We start from the raw sequence: 13,696 nt of genomic DNA on the forward strand, positions 1-13,696 counted from the left end.
TCCGCCACCCGGGCGAAACCGCGGGCCACGGCATGACCGCCCGCGGCAGCGGAAAAAGGGGCGCATGGAAGCGGCCCGCAGGGACCCGGCGACGCGGGCCCGCACAGCTCCGGCACAGGCGCCGAGAGGCTCTGCACCGGTACGGGACGGCACCGGCGGCGCCAGCACATGACGGCGCGGCCGCACCGAGCGGCGACCGCCGCTCCCCGTCCCCACACCAGCCTGGGCACTTCCCCGCGCGCAGGCAAGCCGAAGGGGGCGTCCCGGGGGACGCCCCCTTCGAAATCCCGCGGGACCCCGGCGCGGCCGCGGTGCCGCCGGGCCGGACGCGGCGCCCGCCGCTAGGCGCCGTACGCCTTGCCCGCGCCCTTCACCGGCTTGGCGCCCGCGCGCAGATGCGCCGGCACCAGGTCGATCGCCGGCTCGCTGTAGCCGACCGACACGATCTCGTCGCCCCGGAAGGTGAACGTGGTCAGGCTGGCCAGGGTGCACTGCCGCTTGCGCGGGTCGTGCCACAGCCGGCGGTGCTCGGCGAAGGACCGCACGATCCAGATCGGCAGCTGGTGGCTGACGCACACCGCCTCGTGCCCGCGGGCCGCGTCACGGGCCGCGTGGAGCGCCGCCGTCATCCGCACGACCTGCTCGACGTACGGCTCGCCCCAGCTGGGCCGGAACGGGTTGGTCAGGTACTTCCAGTTGGCCGGCTTGCGCAGCGCGCCGTCGCCGACACCGAAGGTCTTGCCCGCGAACTTGTTCTCCGCCTCGATCAGCCGCTCGTCGGTGGCGATCGGCAGCCCGTGCGCGGTCGCGATCGGCGACGCGGTCTCCTGGGCGCGCTCCAGCGGCGACGCGACGACGTACCGGATGTCGCGGTCGGCCAGGTGCTCGGCGACCCGGTCGGCCATCTTCCGGCCCAGCTCGGACAGGTGGTAGCCGGGCGCGCGGCCGTAGAGCACGCCGCCGGGGTTGTGCACCTCGCCGTGCCGCATGAGGTGGACGACGGTCAGCTCGCCGTCGGGGCGGGCGCCGTCGCCCGCGGCGCCGGTGGGCTCGGTGGTGCTGCTCATGCGTGGGCCTCCGCTGCGGCACGTGCGGCGGCGGGCAGCGCAGCGGCGATCCGCTCCACGGCCCGCTCGTCGTGTGCGGTCGACACGAACCAGGACTCGAACGCCGACGGGGGCAGGTACACGCCCTGCGCCAGCATCGAGTGGAAGAAGGCGGTGAAGCGGAACGCCTCCTGCTGCTTGGCGTCCTCGAAGTCGCGGACCTCCTGGTCCGTGAAGAAGACGGAGAACATGCTGCCCGCGGTCTGGAGCCGGTGGGCGACGCCCTCCTTGGCCAGCGCCTGCGTCACCAGTCCCTGGATCTCCCGCGACACCGCGTCCACCGTGGCGTACGCGGCGTCGTCCAGCAGCCGCAGCTGGGCCAGGCCCGCGGCGGTCGCGACCGGGTTCCCCGACAGGGTGCCGGCCTGGTAGACCGGGCCGACCGGGGCGAGCTGCGCCATCACGTCGGCGCGGCCGCCGAAGGCCGCGGCCGGGAAGCCGCCGCCCATGACCTTGCCGAAGGTCATCAGGTCGGGCCGGACGCCGTCCAGGCCGTACCAGCCGGCCGGGCTGACCCGGAAGCCGGTCATCACCTCGTCGGAGACGTACAGCGCCCCGTCGTCGGCGCACAGCTGCTTCAGCGCGGCGTTGAAGCCGTCACGCGGCGGGACCACGCCCATGTTGCCCGGCGACGCCTCGGTGATCACGCAGGCGATCTCCCCGGGGTGCGCCGCGAACGCCTGGCGGACCGCCTCGACGTCGTTGTAGGGCAGCACGATCGTGTCGCCGGCCTGGGCGCCCGTCACCCCGGGGGTGTCCGGCAACCCGAACGTGGCGACACCGGATCCGGCGGCGACCAGGAGGGCGTCCACGTGGCCGTGGTAGCAGCCGGCGAACTTCACCACCTTCGTCCGGCCGGTGAAGCCGCGCGCGAGCCGGATCGCGGACATCGTCGCCTCGGTGCCCGAGGACACCAGCCGCACCTGGTCGAGCGGTGCGACGCGGGCCACCATCGCCTCGGCCAGCGCCACCTCGCCCTCACCGGGCGTGCCGAAGGAGGTGCCGCGGGCCACCGCCGCCTGCACGGCGGCGATCACCTCGGGATGGGCGTGGCCGAGGATCATCGGGCCCCACGAGCAGACGAGGTCGACGTACTCCCGGCCGTCGGCGTCGGTGAGGTACGCACCGGCACCGGACACCATGAAACGGGGCGTACCGCCCACGGCACGGAACGCCCGCACCGGAGAGTTCACGCCTCCTGGCGTCACGGCCGCCGCGCGGTCGAAGAGTTCCTGGGACACTGGTGCTTCGTACGGATAGCTCAGGGGATTGCTCACGCGGACATGCTCTCAAATGCCTGGCGTTGCGCCGTAACGTCTCAACCGTGCATCTGAGACGATGATCGGGTTGCATGGTTGGGTCAGCAGATGGTCGGGTAGTGGAATGCAACACCGCGGTTGCGGACGGGGCGAGGGGCCGGGCGACCGCGACCCCGAGCATCCGCTACCCACGGGCAGGCGCCGCGCCCCGCAGGACCGGCCCGCACCGGAGGACCGCAGCACCGAGGACCGCGACCACGAGCACCACGAGCACCAGCACACGCAGCGCGAACCGCGCTCGCAGACAGGCCGATCGACCGCAGGACCGACCGCAGAAGGCAGGAGCAGGGGTGGCCGAGTGGGGGTGACCTACAAGTACTTCGGCGCGCCCGACGGTGCCACTGCGGCACGCGTCCCGATCTCCATGCGTCCCGAGGAACTCGGTGGCGACGAACTCGGTCAGGGCATGTACACCAAGGTCAAGCCGGAGACCATGGCGGCGATGGTGCTCACCGGCATCGAGGGCATAGCACCGTCCAAGGTGCCCCCGCTCGAACTCGTGGTGCTCCACCCCGACTACGCCGTGGTCCGGCTGCCCGCCTCCGTGGTGGAGCCGCTGCGCAAGGCCGACGAGGAGTCGCTCGGCGCGGCCGCGTTCATCTGGTCGACGGTGCCCGACCGGCGCGGACCGCGCGACGCGTTCGTCATCTACCAGATGCTCCACGAATGGCAGGATTTCGCCCGCCGCTGCGAGGAGTCCGGCCACCAGCTCTACTGCCTGGTCTGGCCGTAGCCCCCGCGCTCAGCCGACCCGCACCGCCGCGTCCGACAGGTCCGGATCCTCCGGTTTTCCGTGTGGCGGATCACCGCAACGGCACGCACACGCGCCAGAGTTGACCGGGGCCGGGAAATGACCCCGGCGCGATGAGCAGAAAGCGCTGTCCGGGCGCCCGGCTCCTACTTTCCCCCGCGGCAGGGGATTTCACTCCCGCTTCATTTCCGGTTCTCTTTGCCGGGCCCGGCGAGATAGGCGTCGAGAAGCCCGAAGGTCACGGCCGGCTGCTCGATGTGCGGCAGATGGCCGGCGTCCGCGACGAGTTGGAAGCGGGCCCGGGGGAACGCCCGCGCGTAGGCGGCTCCGTAGACCGGGGTGACGATGCGGTCGGAGGCGCCCCACAGCACCAGGACGGGCACGTCGACGGCCGCGAGCCGGTCGCGCAGCCCGGGGTCGGCCATCGCCGGGCCCCCGGTGAGCGCCCGGGTGGCGGCCTGGTTGCCCGCGCGGACCGCCTGCTGCGCGGGGGGCAGGGCGGCCGGGTCGACGAAGTAGCGGTCGGGGTCGTGCCAGGAGTGCGCGGCAGCGGTGCGCGGATCCATGCCGAAGAAGTCGGCGACGGGCTCGCCCTCGACGTGGATGCCGACGGCGTCGATCAGCACCAGGCCGCCGACCAGGCCGGCAGTGTCGCGGGCGGCCATCTCCGCGGCGGTCCAGCCGCCGAGCGAGGAGCCGACGACCACCACGTCGCGCAGCCCGCGCTCGGCCAGCATCTCCAGGTATCCGGACGCCAGCGCGCCGATGCCGGTGCACCACGGGGGCCGCGGCGTGCCGTCCCAGCCGGGATGGGTGGAAGTCAGGGTGCGGGCCGAGGGCGCCGCGCCGCCGGACAGGTGGGCGGCGATACCGGCGACGGTGGCCGGGCCTCCCCCGCCGTGCAGGATCAGGACGGGGCGGCCGGCGCCCGCTTCGTCCACCGCGAGCTGTGTCGTCTGCGTCATGCCGTCCACCGTAACTAAGGATGTTTATATAAGCAAGCTTAATCAGTGCTAGGCTCGACCCATGCCCGCGCACACGCCCGCCGAACTGCAGCTCCTGGGACGGACCGTCAAGGAGGTCCAGTACCGCCAGCACCGCACCCTCGACACCCGGCTCGCCGCGGCCGGCACCACGCTCGCCCAGTGGGACGCGCTGCGCGCGATCAGCCGCTCCCCCGGCGCGACCGCCCGGGCGCTGGCCGGCGAGACGTTCCAGACCGAGCAGTCCTTCGGCACGCTCGCCGGCCGGCTCGCCGTGCAGGGCCTGATCGAGCGCCGCCCGGGCCGCGGCCGCCGCATCGAGCACCACCTCACCCCGGCCGGCGAGCAGTTGCTCGCGGCCGGCCACCGCATCGCCGACGAGGTACTCGCCGACGCCTTCGCCCCCCTCGACCAGGACGAACGCGCCACCCTGCTGGCCCTGTTGCGGCGGCTGACCGGCTGACCCGTGCCGCCGGCGCGGGCCCGGCCATGGGAGCATGGCGCCGGACACGGCCAGCGCGCGAAGGGCGGCATCAGGTGCACGACCAGACCATCGGCGGCTATCTGGACCGGCTCGCCGCCCGCGAGCCCGCCCCCGGCGGCGGCGCGGCCGCCGCGCTGCACGCCGCCCAGGGCGCGGCCCTGCTCGGCATGGTGGCCCGCTACACCACCGGCGAGAAGTACGCGGCACACGCCGGCGCGATCGCCAGGATCACCGCGGACAGCGACGAACTGCGCGCCCGCGCCCTGCAGTTGGCGGATGACGACGCGCGGGCCTTCACCGCGGTCACCGACGCGTACGCGCTGCCGCGGGCCGACGACACGCAGAAGGCGGTCCGTTCGCGGGCGATCGCCGCGGCGCTGCAGGGTGCCGCGCGGCCGCCGGCCGAGGTCGTCGCCGTGGCCGCCGCGATCGTCGCCCTGGCCGAGGAACTGCTGCCGATCGGCAACCCCAACGTCGTCACCGACGTCGCCGCCGCCGCGGAGGCGGCCCGTGCGGCGGCCGCCACCGCCCGGGTGAACGTCGAGATCAACCTCGGCGGCATCAAGGACGAGGCCGCCCGCGCCGACCTCGCCGCGACCGTCGCGGACGTCGACGCCCTCGCCTCCCGCGCGGAGTCCGTCACGGCGGGCGTCCGCCACCGGATCACCCGATGACCGCGCGCCGGTCCGCCCCGGCGCGCCCGCTCACCACCGCACGCCCGGAGCACGAGGAGACCGCCCCATGACCGCCCCCGCCCTGGGACCGAGCCTGACCGGATCCGCGCGCGCGGCTGAGATCCGGGCCGAAGTGACGGCGCGCACCGCCGAGTTGGCCGCTGGCGGGGTCGCGGTGCGGCTGGCGGTGGTGGTGGCCACCGAGGACGAGTCGACGGCCTGGTACGTCAGGTCCCTGGCCCGGGCGGCCGGGAAGACCGGGGTGGCCTGCGATGTCGTCGCGCTGCCCGCCGACGCGGCCCCCGGAATGCTGCGGGACACCCTCGCCCGGCTGAGCGACGACCCGCAGGTGCACGGGATCATCCTGCAGACGCCGCTGCCGCCCGGGGCGGTCGCCGCGGATCTCGCCGGGGCCATCACCCCGGCCAAGGACGTGGACGGCGCCAACCCGTCGAGCCTGGGCCGGCTGGCCGCCGGGCTGCCCGCGTTCGCCCCGGCCACCGCGGAGGCCGTCGTGCAGCTGCTCGACGCCCACGAGGTGCCGCTGCGCGGCAGGTCGGCGGCCGTCGTGGGCCGCTCCACGGTGGTCGGCAAGCCGCTCGCCCACCTGCTGCTCGACCGGGACGCGACGGTCACCGTGTGCCACTCGCGCACCCCCGATCTGGCCGCGGTGACGCGGCGGGCGGACGTCGTGGTCGCGGCCGTGGGCCGGCCCGGCCTGATCACTGCGGCGCATGTGCGGGACGGGGCGGTGGTGGTGGACGTCGGCACGAACGCCACGGAGGACGGGGGGCTGGTGGGGGATGTGGCCGCCGAGGAGGTCGGCCGCAAGGCCGCGGTGTCCCCCGTGCCCGGGGGTGTGGGCCCTCTCACCACGGCTCTCCTCCTCCACCACACCGTCCAGGCCGCCTCCTCCATCTGACCCGCCCCTCGCGCTCCCTCGGCAACCGGGCAGCCCCCGGGGGTTACGTCCCCGTCCAACGGTCCGCCGTGGCTCGTCGCGCAGTTCCCCGCGCCCCTGCGGGATCTGGGCTGCCCCTTGGGCGTCATTGCCGTCGAACGGCCCGTTTGGGCTGGGCGCGGAGTTCCCCGCGCTCCCGGAGCATCGCCCCTCCGGGGCGGGAATCCGGGCTGCCCCCGGGCGTGCGTTGCCGGCTGCGCGGTGCGTGGGTGGCTGGGCGCGCAGTTCCCCGCGCCCCTGCGGCAACTGGGCTGCCCTGCCGGGTGAATTGCCGTCTGCGACGTGCGTGTGTGGCTGGGCGCGGAGTTCCCCGCGCTCCTGGAGCATCGCCCCTCCGGGGCGGGAATCCGGGGTGCCCCCGGAGGTGCGTTGCCGGGTGCGGACCGGCTGTGGCTGGTCGCGCAGTTCCCCGCGCCCCTACGGGATCTGGGCTGCCCCCGGAGGTTCGCTGCCGGCTGCGCCGTGCGTCGTGGCTGGTCGCGCTGGGGGCACCTCCCAGGCGAAGCGCTGGGGGACCCCGCGCCCCCATGGGTGACCCGCGTCCCCATTCCTCCCGCAGACGGGGGACGGGCTGGGAGGGGACGGTGCGGGAGTGTCCCCGCAGGAACTGTGCATCCTCCCGGGTGAGCCAATGGGCAAAGCCGCGCGCACAGTTCCGAGGAGACACTCCCGTGGCGGCCCCGACCCCACCCACCGAAGGTGCACCGCCAGGGGCGCGGGGAACTGCGCGACCAGCCACGACGAGACCAGCAGACGGCCACGCGCAGCGCGAGGCACCCCGGGAGCCGTAGCCGGGCTAGCTCAGGGGGAGGCGTGACATCTGTCATGTGGAGGTGGGGATTTCCCGCTCTGCCGGCGGACGAGGGGCGACAGCAAAACTCATCGCATGGCTCACACCGTCGCACGTACCGAGGCCCCCCCGGCCGCCCCCGCGTCCAAAGCCGCCCCCGCGTTCAAAGCCGCCCCCGCGTTCAAAGCCGTCCCCGTCTGGTTCTTCGCCTTCGAGGGGCTGATGGGCGCCTCCTACGACGTGGTCAAGTCCAGCCACTACGGCTGGATCGTGCTGACCGCCGGGCTCGCCGTGAACATCGTGCTGGCCCGCACCGTGCTCCGCGGCCGGCTGAAGATGGCCAAGGCGATCCTCAAGGGCAAGCGCACCCGGATACTGGCCCTCGGCCTGATCGCGCTGCGCGTCGGCCTGCACGCCGTGCTCGGCGTGATCGGCATGCAGGCCACCTCGCCCCTCGCCCACGCCTGCCTCGCGGTGCTGATGTGCGCCGCCACCGTCGGACTGCTGGCCTTCGACCAGAAGGTGATGCTGCGCGCACTCGACGCCCAGGCCGCCCAGGCCGCTCAGGCGGCCGACGCCGCCGCCGCGGCCGACGTCGTACCGGCCGCCGAGCCCGCCCCGCTCGCACCCGCCGAGGCCACCGCCTGAAAGCCGCCGCATATGCTGCGGAGCAGATCCCGTCGCCCGTCGCGAAAGGCAGCACGCCATGAGCAGCCCCAGCCCCCGCACCGCCGTGGTCACCGGTGCCAGCAGCGGCATCGGTGCCGCCACCGCCCGCAGGCTCGCCGAGGCCGGGTTCCACGTCGTGCTGACCGCCCGCCGCACCGAGCGCCTGAAGGCGCTCGCCGAGGAGCTCTCCGCGGCCGGCCGCAGCGTGGCCGTCCACGCCCTGGACGTCACCGACCGGGCCGCGGTGGACGACTTCGCCGCCGGCCTCGGCGCGTGCCACGTGCTGGTCAACAACGCGGGCGGCGCCATCGGCACCGAGCCGGTCGCCACCGCCGACCCCGCCGACTGGCGCACGATGTTCGAGGTCAACGTCCTGGGTGTGCTCAATGTCACCCAGGCCCTGCTGCCCGCGCTGACCGCCTCCGGCGACGGCACCGTCGTGGTGCTCTCCTCGACCGCGGGCCTGGCCACCTACGAGGGCGGCGGTGGCTACGTGGCCGCCAAGCACGGCGCCCACGTCATCGCCGAGACGCTGCGGCTGGAGCTGAACGGCCTGCCGGTCCGGATCATAGAGATCGCGCCGGGCATGGTCAGGACCGAGGAGTTCGCGCTCACCCGCTTCCGCGGTGACGCCGAGCGCGCCGCCAACGTCTACGCCGGCGTCGCGGAGCCGCTCACCGCCGACGACGTGGCCGACACCGTCGCCTGGGCCGTCACCCGCCCCGCGCACGTCAACGTGGACCTGCTGGTCCTGCGCCCGCGCGCCCAGGCCTCCAATTCCAAGGTCCACCGGGAGCTCTGACCGGGGCTCCGAGCCGCCTCCGTAGGGTGGGGCCATGGCCTTCACCCCGCCCGACGCCAAGGACCTGCGGTCCCCCGCCCGCTATCTGTGGTGGCTGGTGAAGCGCCAGCGGGGGCGGGTGGCGGCCGGTGCGGCGATCAGCGTCGTGTGGATGGCCGGGCTCACCGTCCCGCCGTACCTGCTGTCCCGGGCCGTCGACGACGGCCTGCGGGCGCACGACACGGGCGCGCTGCTCGGCTGGACGGGCGCGCTGCTCGCGGTCGGCGCGGTCAACGCGGCGGCGGCCATCGCCCGGCACCGCACCATGACCCGCGTCCGGATGGACGCCGTGTTCCGCACCGTGCGGGCCACCGTGCGGCAGGCCGCGGGCCTCGGCGACGCGCTGCGCCGCCACACCGACGCGGGCGAGGTCGCCACCATCGCCATGAACGACGTCCATGTCGTCGCCGACACCCTGACCGTCACCGGTCCCGGCGTCGGCTCGGTCGTCGGCTACGTGGTGGTCGCCGTGCTGCTGCTGTCCCTGTCCCCGCTGCTGGCCGCCGTGGTGCTGGCGGGCGTCCCGCTGGTGGCGGCCACGGTCGGGCCGCTGCAGCGCCGGCTGCAGCACGTCGGCACCGGATACCGGCAGCAGCAGGGCGAGTTGACGGGCCTGCTGGTGGACGTGGTGAGCGGCCTGCGGGTGCTGGGCGGGCTCGGCGGCAAGGACGTGTACGCCGCGCGGTACCGGCGGCGGTCGGGCGAACTGCGCGACCAGGGCTACCGCGTCGGGGCCGTCACCAGCTGGGTGGGGGCGCTCGCCACCGGCCTGCCCGCGCTCTTCCTGGCCCTGGTCACCTGGCTCGGCGCCCGCATGGCCGCCGAGGGCACGCTCGCCATCGGCGACCTCGTCGCGGTTTACGGCTACACGGCGATGCTCGTGGTGCCGGTGACCTTCTTCATCGAGGCGGGCAACGACATCGCCCGCGGCCTGGTGGCCGCCCGCCGCGTCACCTCCTTCCTGTCCCTGGAGCCCCGCCACCAGGACGGCGCCCACCCGGAGCCGGCCCCCGGCGAACCGGCGGTGCTGCACGACCCCGCATCGGGTGTGGCCGTGGCCCCGGGCACGCTGACCGCGCTGGCCGCCGCCCGCCCCGGCGACTCCGCCGCCGTCCTCGACCGCCTCGCCCGGTTCGCCCCGTCCGGCGCCACCTGGGGCGGCACCCCCCTGCAGGCCGTCCCCCTGTCCCGCGTCCGGGCCCGCATCCTCCTCGCCGACAACGATGCCGTGCTCTTCGGCACGACCCTCCGCGAGGCGGTGGCCGGCCGCGGGACAGGGGGACGGCCTGACGCTGACGCTGACACGGACATCGACACGGACGCGCTCGCCGGCGGCGGCAAGGCCGTGGCGGACAGCGGGGAAGGGGACGCCGACCTGCTCGCGGCGATCCGCACCGCCGTCGCGGAGGACGTCGTCGAGGCGCTGCCCGGCGGGCTGGACGCGCCGCTGACCGCGCAGGCCGGGAACCTCTCCGGCGGCCAGCGGCAACGGCTGCGGATGGCGCGGGCGGTGTACGCCGCGCCCGAGGTGCTGCTCGCGGTCGAGCCGACGTCGGCCGTGGACGCGCTGACCGAGGCCGCGATGGCCGGCCGGCTGCGCGCGGCCCGTGCCGGGCTGACCACGGTGGTCGCCACCACCTCGCCGCTGGTCCTGGAGCAGGCCGACACCGTGCTCCACCTCGTCGACGGCCAGGTCGCGGCGGCGGGACCGCACCACGACCTGCTGCACGCCGCCCCCGCCTACCGGGCCCTGGTCGCACGCGACACCGGCGCCACCGAGACGGCGGCGCCGTGACCACCCCGCTGCCGGTCGCCGGACGGACCCAGGTGCGCCGCGCGGCGCTCGGCGAGATCGCCGCGGACAAGGGCGCGTTCGCCACGGTGCTGACCCTCAACGCGCTGGCCGCGGCGGCGGGCCTGGTCGGCCCGTGGCTGCTCGGCTCCATCGTCGACACCGTCAAGCGGTCCACCGGGCACGCCGCGGTGCACACCGTCGACCGGCTCGCGCTGCTCATCGTCGTCGCCACCCTCGCCCAGACCGTGCTGTCCCGGTACGCGCTGTACGCCGGGGCGCGGTTCGGCGAGCGCGCGGCCGCGCGGGTCAGAGAGCGGTTCACCGACCGCGTCCTCGCGCTGCCCGCGGTCGCGGTCGAGCACGCCCCGGCCGGCGACCTCGCCACCCGCGGCACCGCGGACGTCGACTCGGTCGCCGCGACCCTGCGCCTGGCCGCGCCACAGATGTTCGTCGCGGGCCTGCAGTGCCTGTTCATCGTCGTCGCGGTGCTGCTGCTCGACCCGCTACTCGGGGCGTGCGGTCTCGCGTGCCTGGCCGTGGTCACCGTCGCCCTGCGCTGGTACCTGCGCCGGGCCCGCGAGGGCTACCTCGCCGAGGGCGCGGCGACCGCGGCGGTGGCCGACACCGTGGCCACCACCACGGTGGGCGCGCGCACCGTGGAGGCACTGCGGCTCCAGCGGCAGCGGATCGACGCCACCGAGGCGGCGATCGGCGAGGCCCGCCGCGCCCGGCTGCACACCCTGTGGCTGCGCTCGGTGCTCTTCCCGAGCGTGGACCTGGCCACCACGCTGCCCGTCGTGGGCGTGCTGGCGGCCGGCGCCGCGCTCTACGACCGCGGGGCCGTGGGGCTCGGCGCGGTGGTGGCCGCGGCCGTCTACTTCCGGCAGCTGGTCGAGCCGCTGAACGCCGTCCTGCTGTGGGTGGAGCAGGTGCAGAGCAGCACCGCCCGGTTCGCGCGGATCGAGGGCTTGGCCGCGGTCCCCGGCGGCCCCGCCCCCGCGGGCCCGGTGCCCCGGCCGGCGGACGACCGGATCGTGGTCAGTGGCGTGCGGTACGCCTACCAGGGCGGCGCGGACGTGCTGCACGGCGTCGACCTGGACGTGCGGCCCGGTGAGCGGCTCGCGGTCGTCGGCACGTCGGGGGCGGGCAAGTCCACGCTGGGCCGGCTGATCGCGGGCATCGACCGGCCGCGCACCGGCACGGTCACCGTCGGCGGCGTGCCGGTCGCCGACCTGCCGCCGGAACGCCTGCGCCGGCAGATCGCGCTCGTCACCCAGGACCACCACGTCTTCCGCGACACCCTGCGCGCCAACCTGCTGCTGGCCCGGCCGACGGCCGGCGACGCGGAACTGCGGGACGCGCTCGCCGCGGTGGGCGCCGGGGAGTGGGCCGCGGACCTGGAGGCGGTCCCCGACCTCGACGGCCCGCAGGCCCAGCAGCTCTCCCTGGCCCGCGTCCTGCTCGCCGACCCGCACACCCTGATCCTCGACGAGGCCACCGCGCTGCTCGACCCGGCGACCGCCCGCAGCACGGAGCGGGCGCTGGCCGCGGCGCTGCACGGCCGTACCGTCATCGCGGTCGCCCACCGCCTGCAGACCGCCCACGACGCCGACCGCATCGCGGTGATGGCCGGCGGCACGGTCACCGAACTCGGCACCCACGACGAGCTGGTGGCCGCCGGCGGGACGTACGCGGCGCTGTGGCACTCCTGGCACGGGGACTGAGCCGGGGGCGTCGGCAGGAGCGGAGCGGGCGCGCGCGGCGGCCGGCGTTGTCGGAGGCCGGCGTTGTCGGAGGCCGGGGCCATACTCGTCGGCACGGGGGCCGCGGGCCCCGCACGGGACTGCGAGAGGAAGCCATGGCCGAGGTACTGCTGTTCCACCACGCGCACGGACTGACCCCGGGCGTCGAGGAGTTCGCCGAGGGGCTGCGGGGGGCCGGCCACACCGTCCACGTCCCCGACCTGTACGAGGGACACGTCTTCGAGAACCTGGACGACGGCGTCGGGTTCGCCCGGAAGACCGGCTTCGGGACGGTCATCGAGCGCGGCCGGGCGGCGGCCGAGGGCCTGCCCGCCGGCATCGTCCTCGCCGGGTTCTCGCTGGGCGTGCTGCCGGCGCAGATGCTGGCGCAGACCCGGCCGGGAGCCAGGGGCGCGCTGTTCTTCCACTCCTGCGTGCCCACCTCGGAGTTCGGCGGCGCCTGGCCCGCGGCGGTGCCGGTGCAGATCCACTCCATGGACCGCGACCCGTCGTTCGTCGACGAGGGCGACATCGACGCCGCGCGCGCCCTGGTGGAGAGTGCCCCGGACGTCGCCGAGTTGTTCCTCTACCCCGGCTCCGGCCATCTGTTCGCCGATCCGGGCCTCCCGGACTACGACGCGCCCGCCACCGCCCTTCTCACCTCCCGCGCCCTGGCCTTCCTCGACGCCAACGGGTGAGGATGGCCCGGCAGGACGGGGCGTCGAGGGGCGCAGAGGCGTGAGGGGGCACTGGTGCGCGTGCTGACGTGGAACGTGTGGTGGCGGTTCGGCCCGTGGCAGGAACGGCAGAAGGCGATCCTCGCCGTGCTGGCCGAGCTGCGGCCGGACGTCGTGGGCCTGCAGGAGGTGTGGGCCTGCGGCGGGGACAACCAGGCGGAGTGGTTCGCGTCCCAGCTCGGCATGCAGTGGACGTGGGCGCCCTCGCGCGCCCCGGAGCGCTGGCAGCGGCGGCTCGGCGACCCGTCGGTCGCGTTGGGCAACGCCGTGCTGAGCCGCTGGCCGATCGCGGACCGCCAGGTCGCGGAGCTGCCGGCCCGCCCGGGCGACGAGGACGGCAAGCTGGCCCTGCACGCGCGTATCGACGCCCCTGGGCACCAGGTGCCGTTCTTCACCACCCACCTCACCTCGGCGTCCGACGCGTCCGCGGTGCGCTGCGAGCAGGTGGCGGCGCTGTCCGCGTTCGTCGCGGAGCACCGCGGCGGCACGGACTTCCCGCCGGTCGTCACCGGCGACTTCAACGCCTGGCCGGACTCCGACGAGGTGCGCCGCTTCGGCGGCTACAAGACCGCGCCGGCCGCGCCCGGCCAGGTCTTCGTCGACGCCTGGGAGTACGCGGACCCGGCGCAGCCGTCGGCGACCTGGGACGCGGCCAACCCGTACGTCGCCGAGTCCTTCGACCCGCCGAGCGTCCGCATCGACTACATCCACGTCGGCCCGCCCGGCCCCGCCGGCCTCGGCTCCGTCCGCTCCGTCCGGCGCGCCGGCGACGCCCCCGTCGACGGCGTGTGGCCCTCCGACCACGCGGCCGTCCTGGTGGACCTGAAGGACTGACCGCGCGCGG

The 13,696-nt window shown here is 75.3% G+C and carries 13 protein-coding genes; 10 read left to right on the forward strand and 3 right to left on the reverse strand.

The genetic code is table 11. From position 1 onward, the window contains the following. Nucleotides 1-341: 341 nt before the first annotated feature. Together ACH4TG_RS28215 and hemL are read right to left on the reverse strand one after the other, a co-directional pair. Nucleotides 342-1,067, reverse strand: a complete 726-nt coding sequence (locus tag ACH4TG_RS28215; protein ID WP_398245337.1) for a histidine phosphatase family protein — start codon at nucleotides 1,065-1,067, stop codon at nucleotides 342-344. Continuing rightward, the gene (gene hemL, locus ACH4TG_RS28220) at nucleotides 1,064-2,371 is read right to left on the reverse strand and encodes a glutamate-1-semialdehyde 2,1-aminomutase (RefSeq protein ID WP_398245423.1); all 1,308 of its coding nucleotides are present in this window, start codon (nucleotides 2,369-2,371) and stop codon (nucleotides 1,064-1,066) included. The genes ACH4TG_RS28215 and hemL overlap by 4 nt, the downstream gene beginning before the upstream one ends. Before the next feature lie 118 nt (nucleotides 2,372-2,489). On the opposite strand from hemL, the gene ACH4TG_RS28225 reads away from it, so the two are divergent. Further along, on the forward strand, nucleotides 2,490-3,158 hold the full coding sequence (locus tag ACH4TG_RS28225; protein ID WP_398245338.1) for a hypothetical protein: 669 nt from the start codon (nucleotides 2,490-2,492) through the stop codon (nucleotides 3,156-3,158). 200 nt (nucleotides 3,159-3,358) lie between these two features. Here the strand turns inward: ACH4TG_RS28225 and ACH4TG_RS28230 are convergent, their stop codons facing one another. After that, nucleotides 3,359-4,141, reverse strand: a complete 783-nt coding sequence (locus ACH4TG_RS28230) for an alpha/beta fold hydrolase (RefSeq protein ID WP_398245339.1) — start codon at nucleotides 4,139-4,141, stop codon at nucleotides 3,359-3,361. Between the two features lie 61 nt (nucleotides 4,142-4,202). Here ACH4TG_RS28230 and ACH4TG_RS28235 point away from each other — a divergent pair, with 61 nt between their 5' ends. The 9 genes from ACH4TG_RS28235 to ACH4TG_RS28275 all read left to right on the forward strand — a co-directional run bounded on the left by ACH4TG_RS28235 (nucleotide 4,203) and on the right by ACH4TG_RS28275 (nucleotide 13,686). Beyond that, on the forward strand, nucleotides 4,203-4,622 hold the full coding sequence (locus ACH4TG_RS28235; RefSeq protein WP_398245340.1) for a MarR family winged helix-turn-helix transcriptional regulator: 420 nt from the start codon (nucleotides 4,203-4,205) through the stop codon (nucleotides 4,620-4,622). Nucleotides 4,623-4,696: 74 nt separating this feature from the next. Next, nucleotides 4,697-5,317 carry a cyclodeaminase/cyclohydrolase family protein gene (locus ACH4TG_RS28240; RefSeq protein WP_398245341.1) on the forward strand — a complete coding sequence of 207 codons (621 nt, stop codon included), beginning with the start codon at nucleotides 4,697-4,699 and terminating at the stop codon, nucleotides 5,315-5,317. Between the two features lie 67 nt (nucleotides 5,318-5,384). Next, on the forward strand, nucleotides 5,385-6,239 hold the full coding sequence (locus ACH4TG_RS28245; protein WP_398245342.1) for a bifunctional 5,10-methylenetetrahydrofolate dehydrogenase/5,10-methenyltetrahydrofolate cyclohydrolase: 855 nt from the start codon (nucleotides 5,385-5,387) through the stop codon (nucleotides 6,237-6,239). A gap of 925 nt (nucleotides 6,240-7,164) precedes the next feature. Next, nucleotides 7,165-7,716, forward strand: a complete 552-nt coding sequence (locus ACH4TG_RS28250) for a hypothetical protein (RefSeq protein WP_398245343.1) — start codon at nucleotides 7,165-7,167, stop codon at nucleotides 7,714-7,716. A 58-nt stretch (nucleotides 7,717-7,774) separates the two neighbouring features. Beyond that, nucleotides 7,775-8,539, forward strand: a complete 765-nt coding sequence (locus tag ACH4TG_RS28255) for an SDR family NAD(P)-dependent oxidoreductase (RefSeq protein ID WP_398245344.1) — start codon at nucleotides 7,775-7,777, stop codon at nucleotides 8,537-8,539. Between the two features lie 34 nt (nucleotides 8,540-8,573). Continuing rightward, nucleotides 8,574-10,373 carry an ABC transporter transmembrane domain-containing protein gene (locus ACH4TG_RS28260; RefSeq protein WP_398245345.1) on the forward strand — a complete coding sequence of 600 codons (1,800 nt, stop codon included), beginning with the start codon at nucleotides 8,574-8,576 and terminating at the stop codon, nucleotides 10,371-10,373. Continuing rightward, nucleotides 10,370-12,097, forward strand: coding sequence for an ABC transporter ATP-binding protein (locus ACH4TG_RS28265; protein WP_398245347.1), 1,728 nt, complete (start codon nucleotides 10,370-10,372; stop codon nucleotides 12,095-12,097). The genes ACH4TG_RS28260 and ACH4TG_RS28265 overlap by 4 nt, the downstream gene beginning before the upstream one ends. Before the next feature lie 134 nt (nucleotides 12,098-12,231). Continuing rightward, entirely contained in the window at nucleotides 12,232-12,813 is a 582-nt protein-coding gene (locus ACH4TG_RS28270) for a dienelactone hydrolase family protein (protein WP_398245348.1), read from the forward strand. Between the two features lie 54 nt (nucleotides 12,814-12,867). Continuing rightward, a complete protein-coding gene (locus ACH4TG_RS28275) occupies nucleotides 12,868-13,686 on the forward strand; it encodes an endonuclease/exonuclease/phosphatase family protein (RefSeq protein ID WP_398245349.1) in 819 nt (272 codons plus the stop codon). Nucleotides 13,687-13,696 lie beyond the last annotated feature (10 nt).

The organism is Streptomyces sp. NPDC020917 (assembly GCF_044333795.1).
In the GTDB taxonomy this organism is placed as follows: Bacteria; Actinomycetota; Actinomycetes; order Streptomycetales; family Streptomycetaceae; genus Actinacidiphila.

What these genes read in the sequence shown, in the direction of transcription:
- ACH4TG_RS28245 (WP_398245342.1), top strand. Translation starts at nt 5,385, where the DNA reads ATGACCGCCCCCGCCCTGGGACCGAGCCTGACCGGATCCGCGCGCGCG.
- ACH4TG_RS28225 (WP_398245338.1), top strand. Translation starts at nt 2,490, where the DNA reads ATGCAACACCGCGGTTGCGGACGGGGCGAGGGGCCGGGCGACCGCGAC.
- ACH4TG_RS28270 (WP_398245348.1), top strand. Translation starts at nt 12,232, where the DNA reads ATGGCCGAGGTACTGCTGTTCCACCACGCGCACGGACTGACCCCGGGC.
- ACH4TG_RS28230 (WP_398245339.1), bottom strand. Translation starts at nt 4,141, where the DNA reads ATGACGCAGACGACACAGCTCGCGGTGGACGAAGCGGGCGCCGGCCGC.
- ACH4TG_RS28235 (WP_398245340.1), top strand. Translation starts at nt 4,203, where the DNA reads ATGCCCGCGCACACGCCCGCCGAACTGCAGCTCCTGGGACGGACCGTC.
- ACH4TG_RS28260 (WP_398245345.1), top strand. Translation starts at nt 8,574, where the DNA reads ATGGCCTTCACCCCGCCCGACGCCAAGGACCTGCGGTCCCCCGCCCGC.
- ACH4TG_RS28215 (WP_398245337.1), bottom strand. Translation starts at nt 1,067, where the DNA reads ATGAGCAGCACCACCGAGCCCACCGGCGCCGCGGGCGACGGCGCCCGC.
- ACH4TG_RS28250 (WP_398245343.1), top strand. Translation starts at nt 7,165, where the DNA reads ATGGCTCACACCGTCGCACGTACCGAGGCCCCCCCGGCCGCCCCCGCG.
- ACH4TG_RS28255 (WP_398245344.1), top strand. Translation starts at nt 7,775, where the DNA reads ATGAGCAGCCCCAGCCCCCGCACCGCCGTGGTCACCGGTGCCAGCAGC.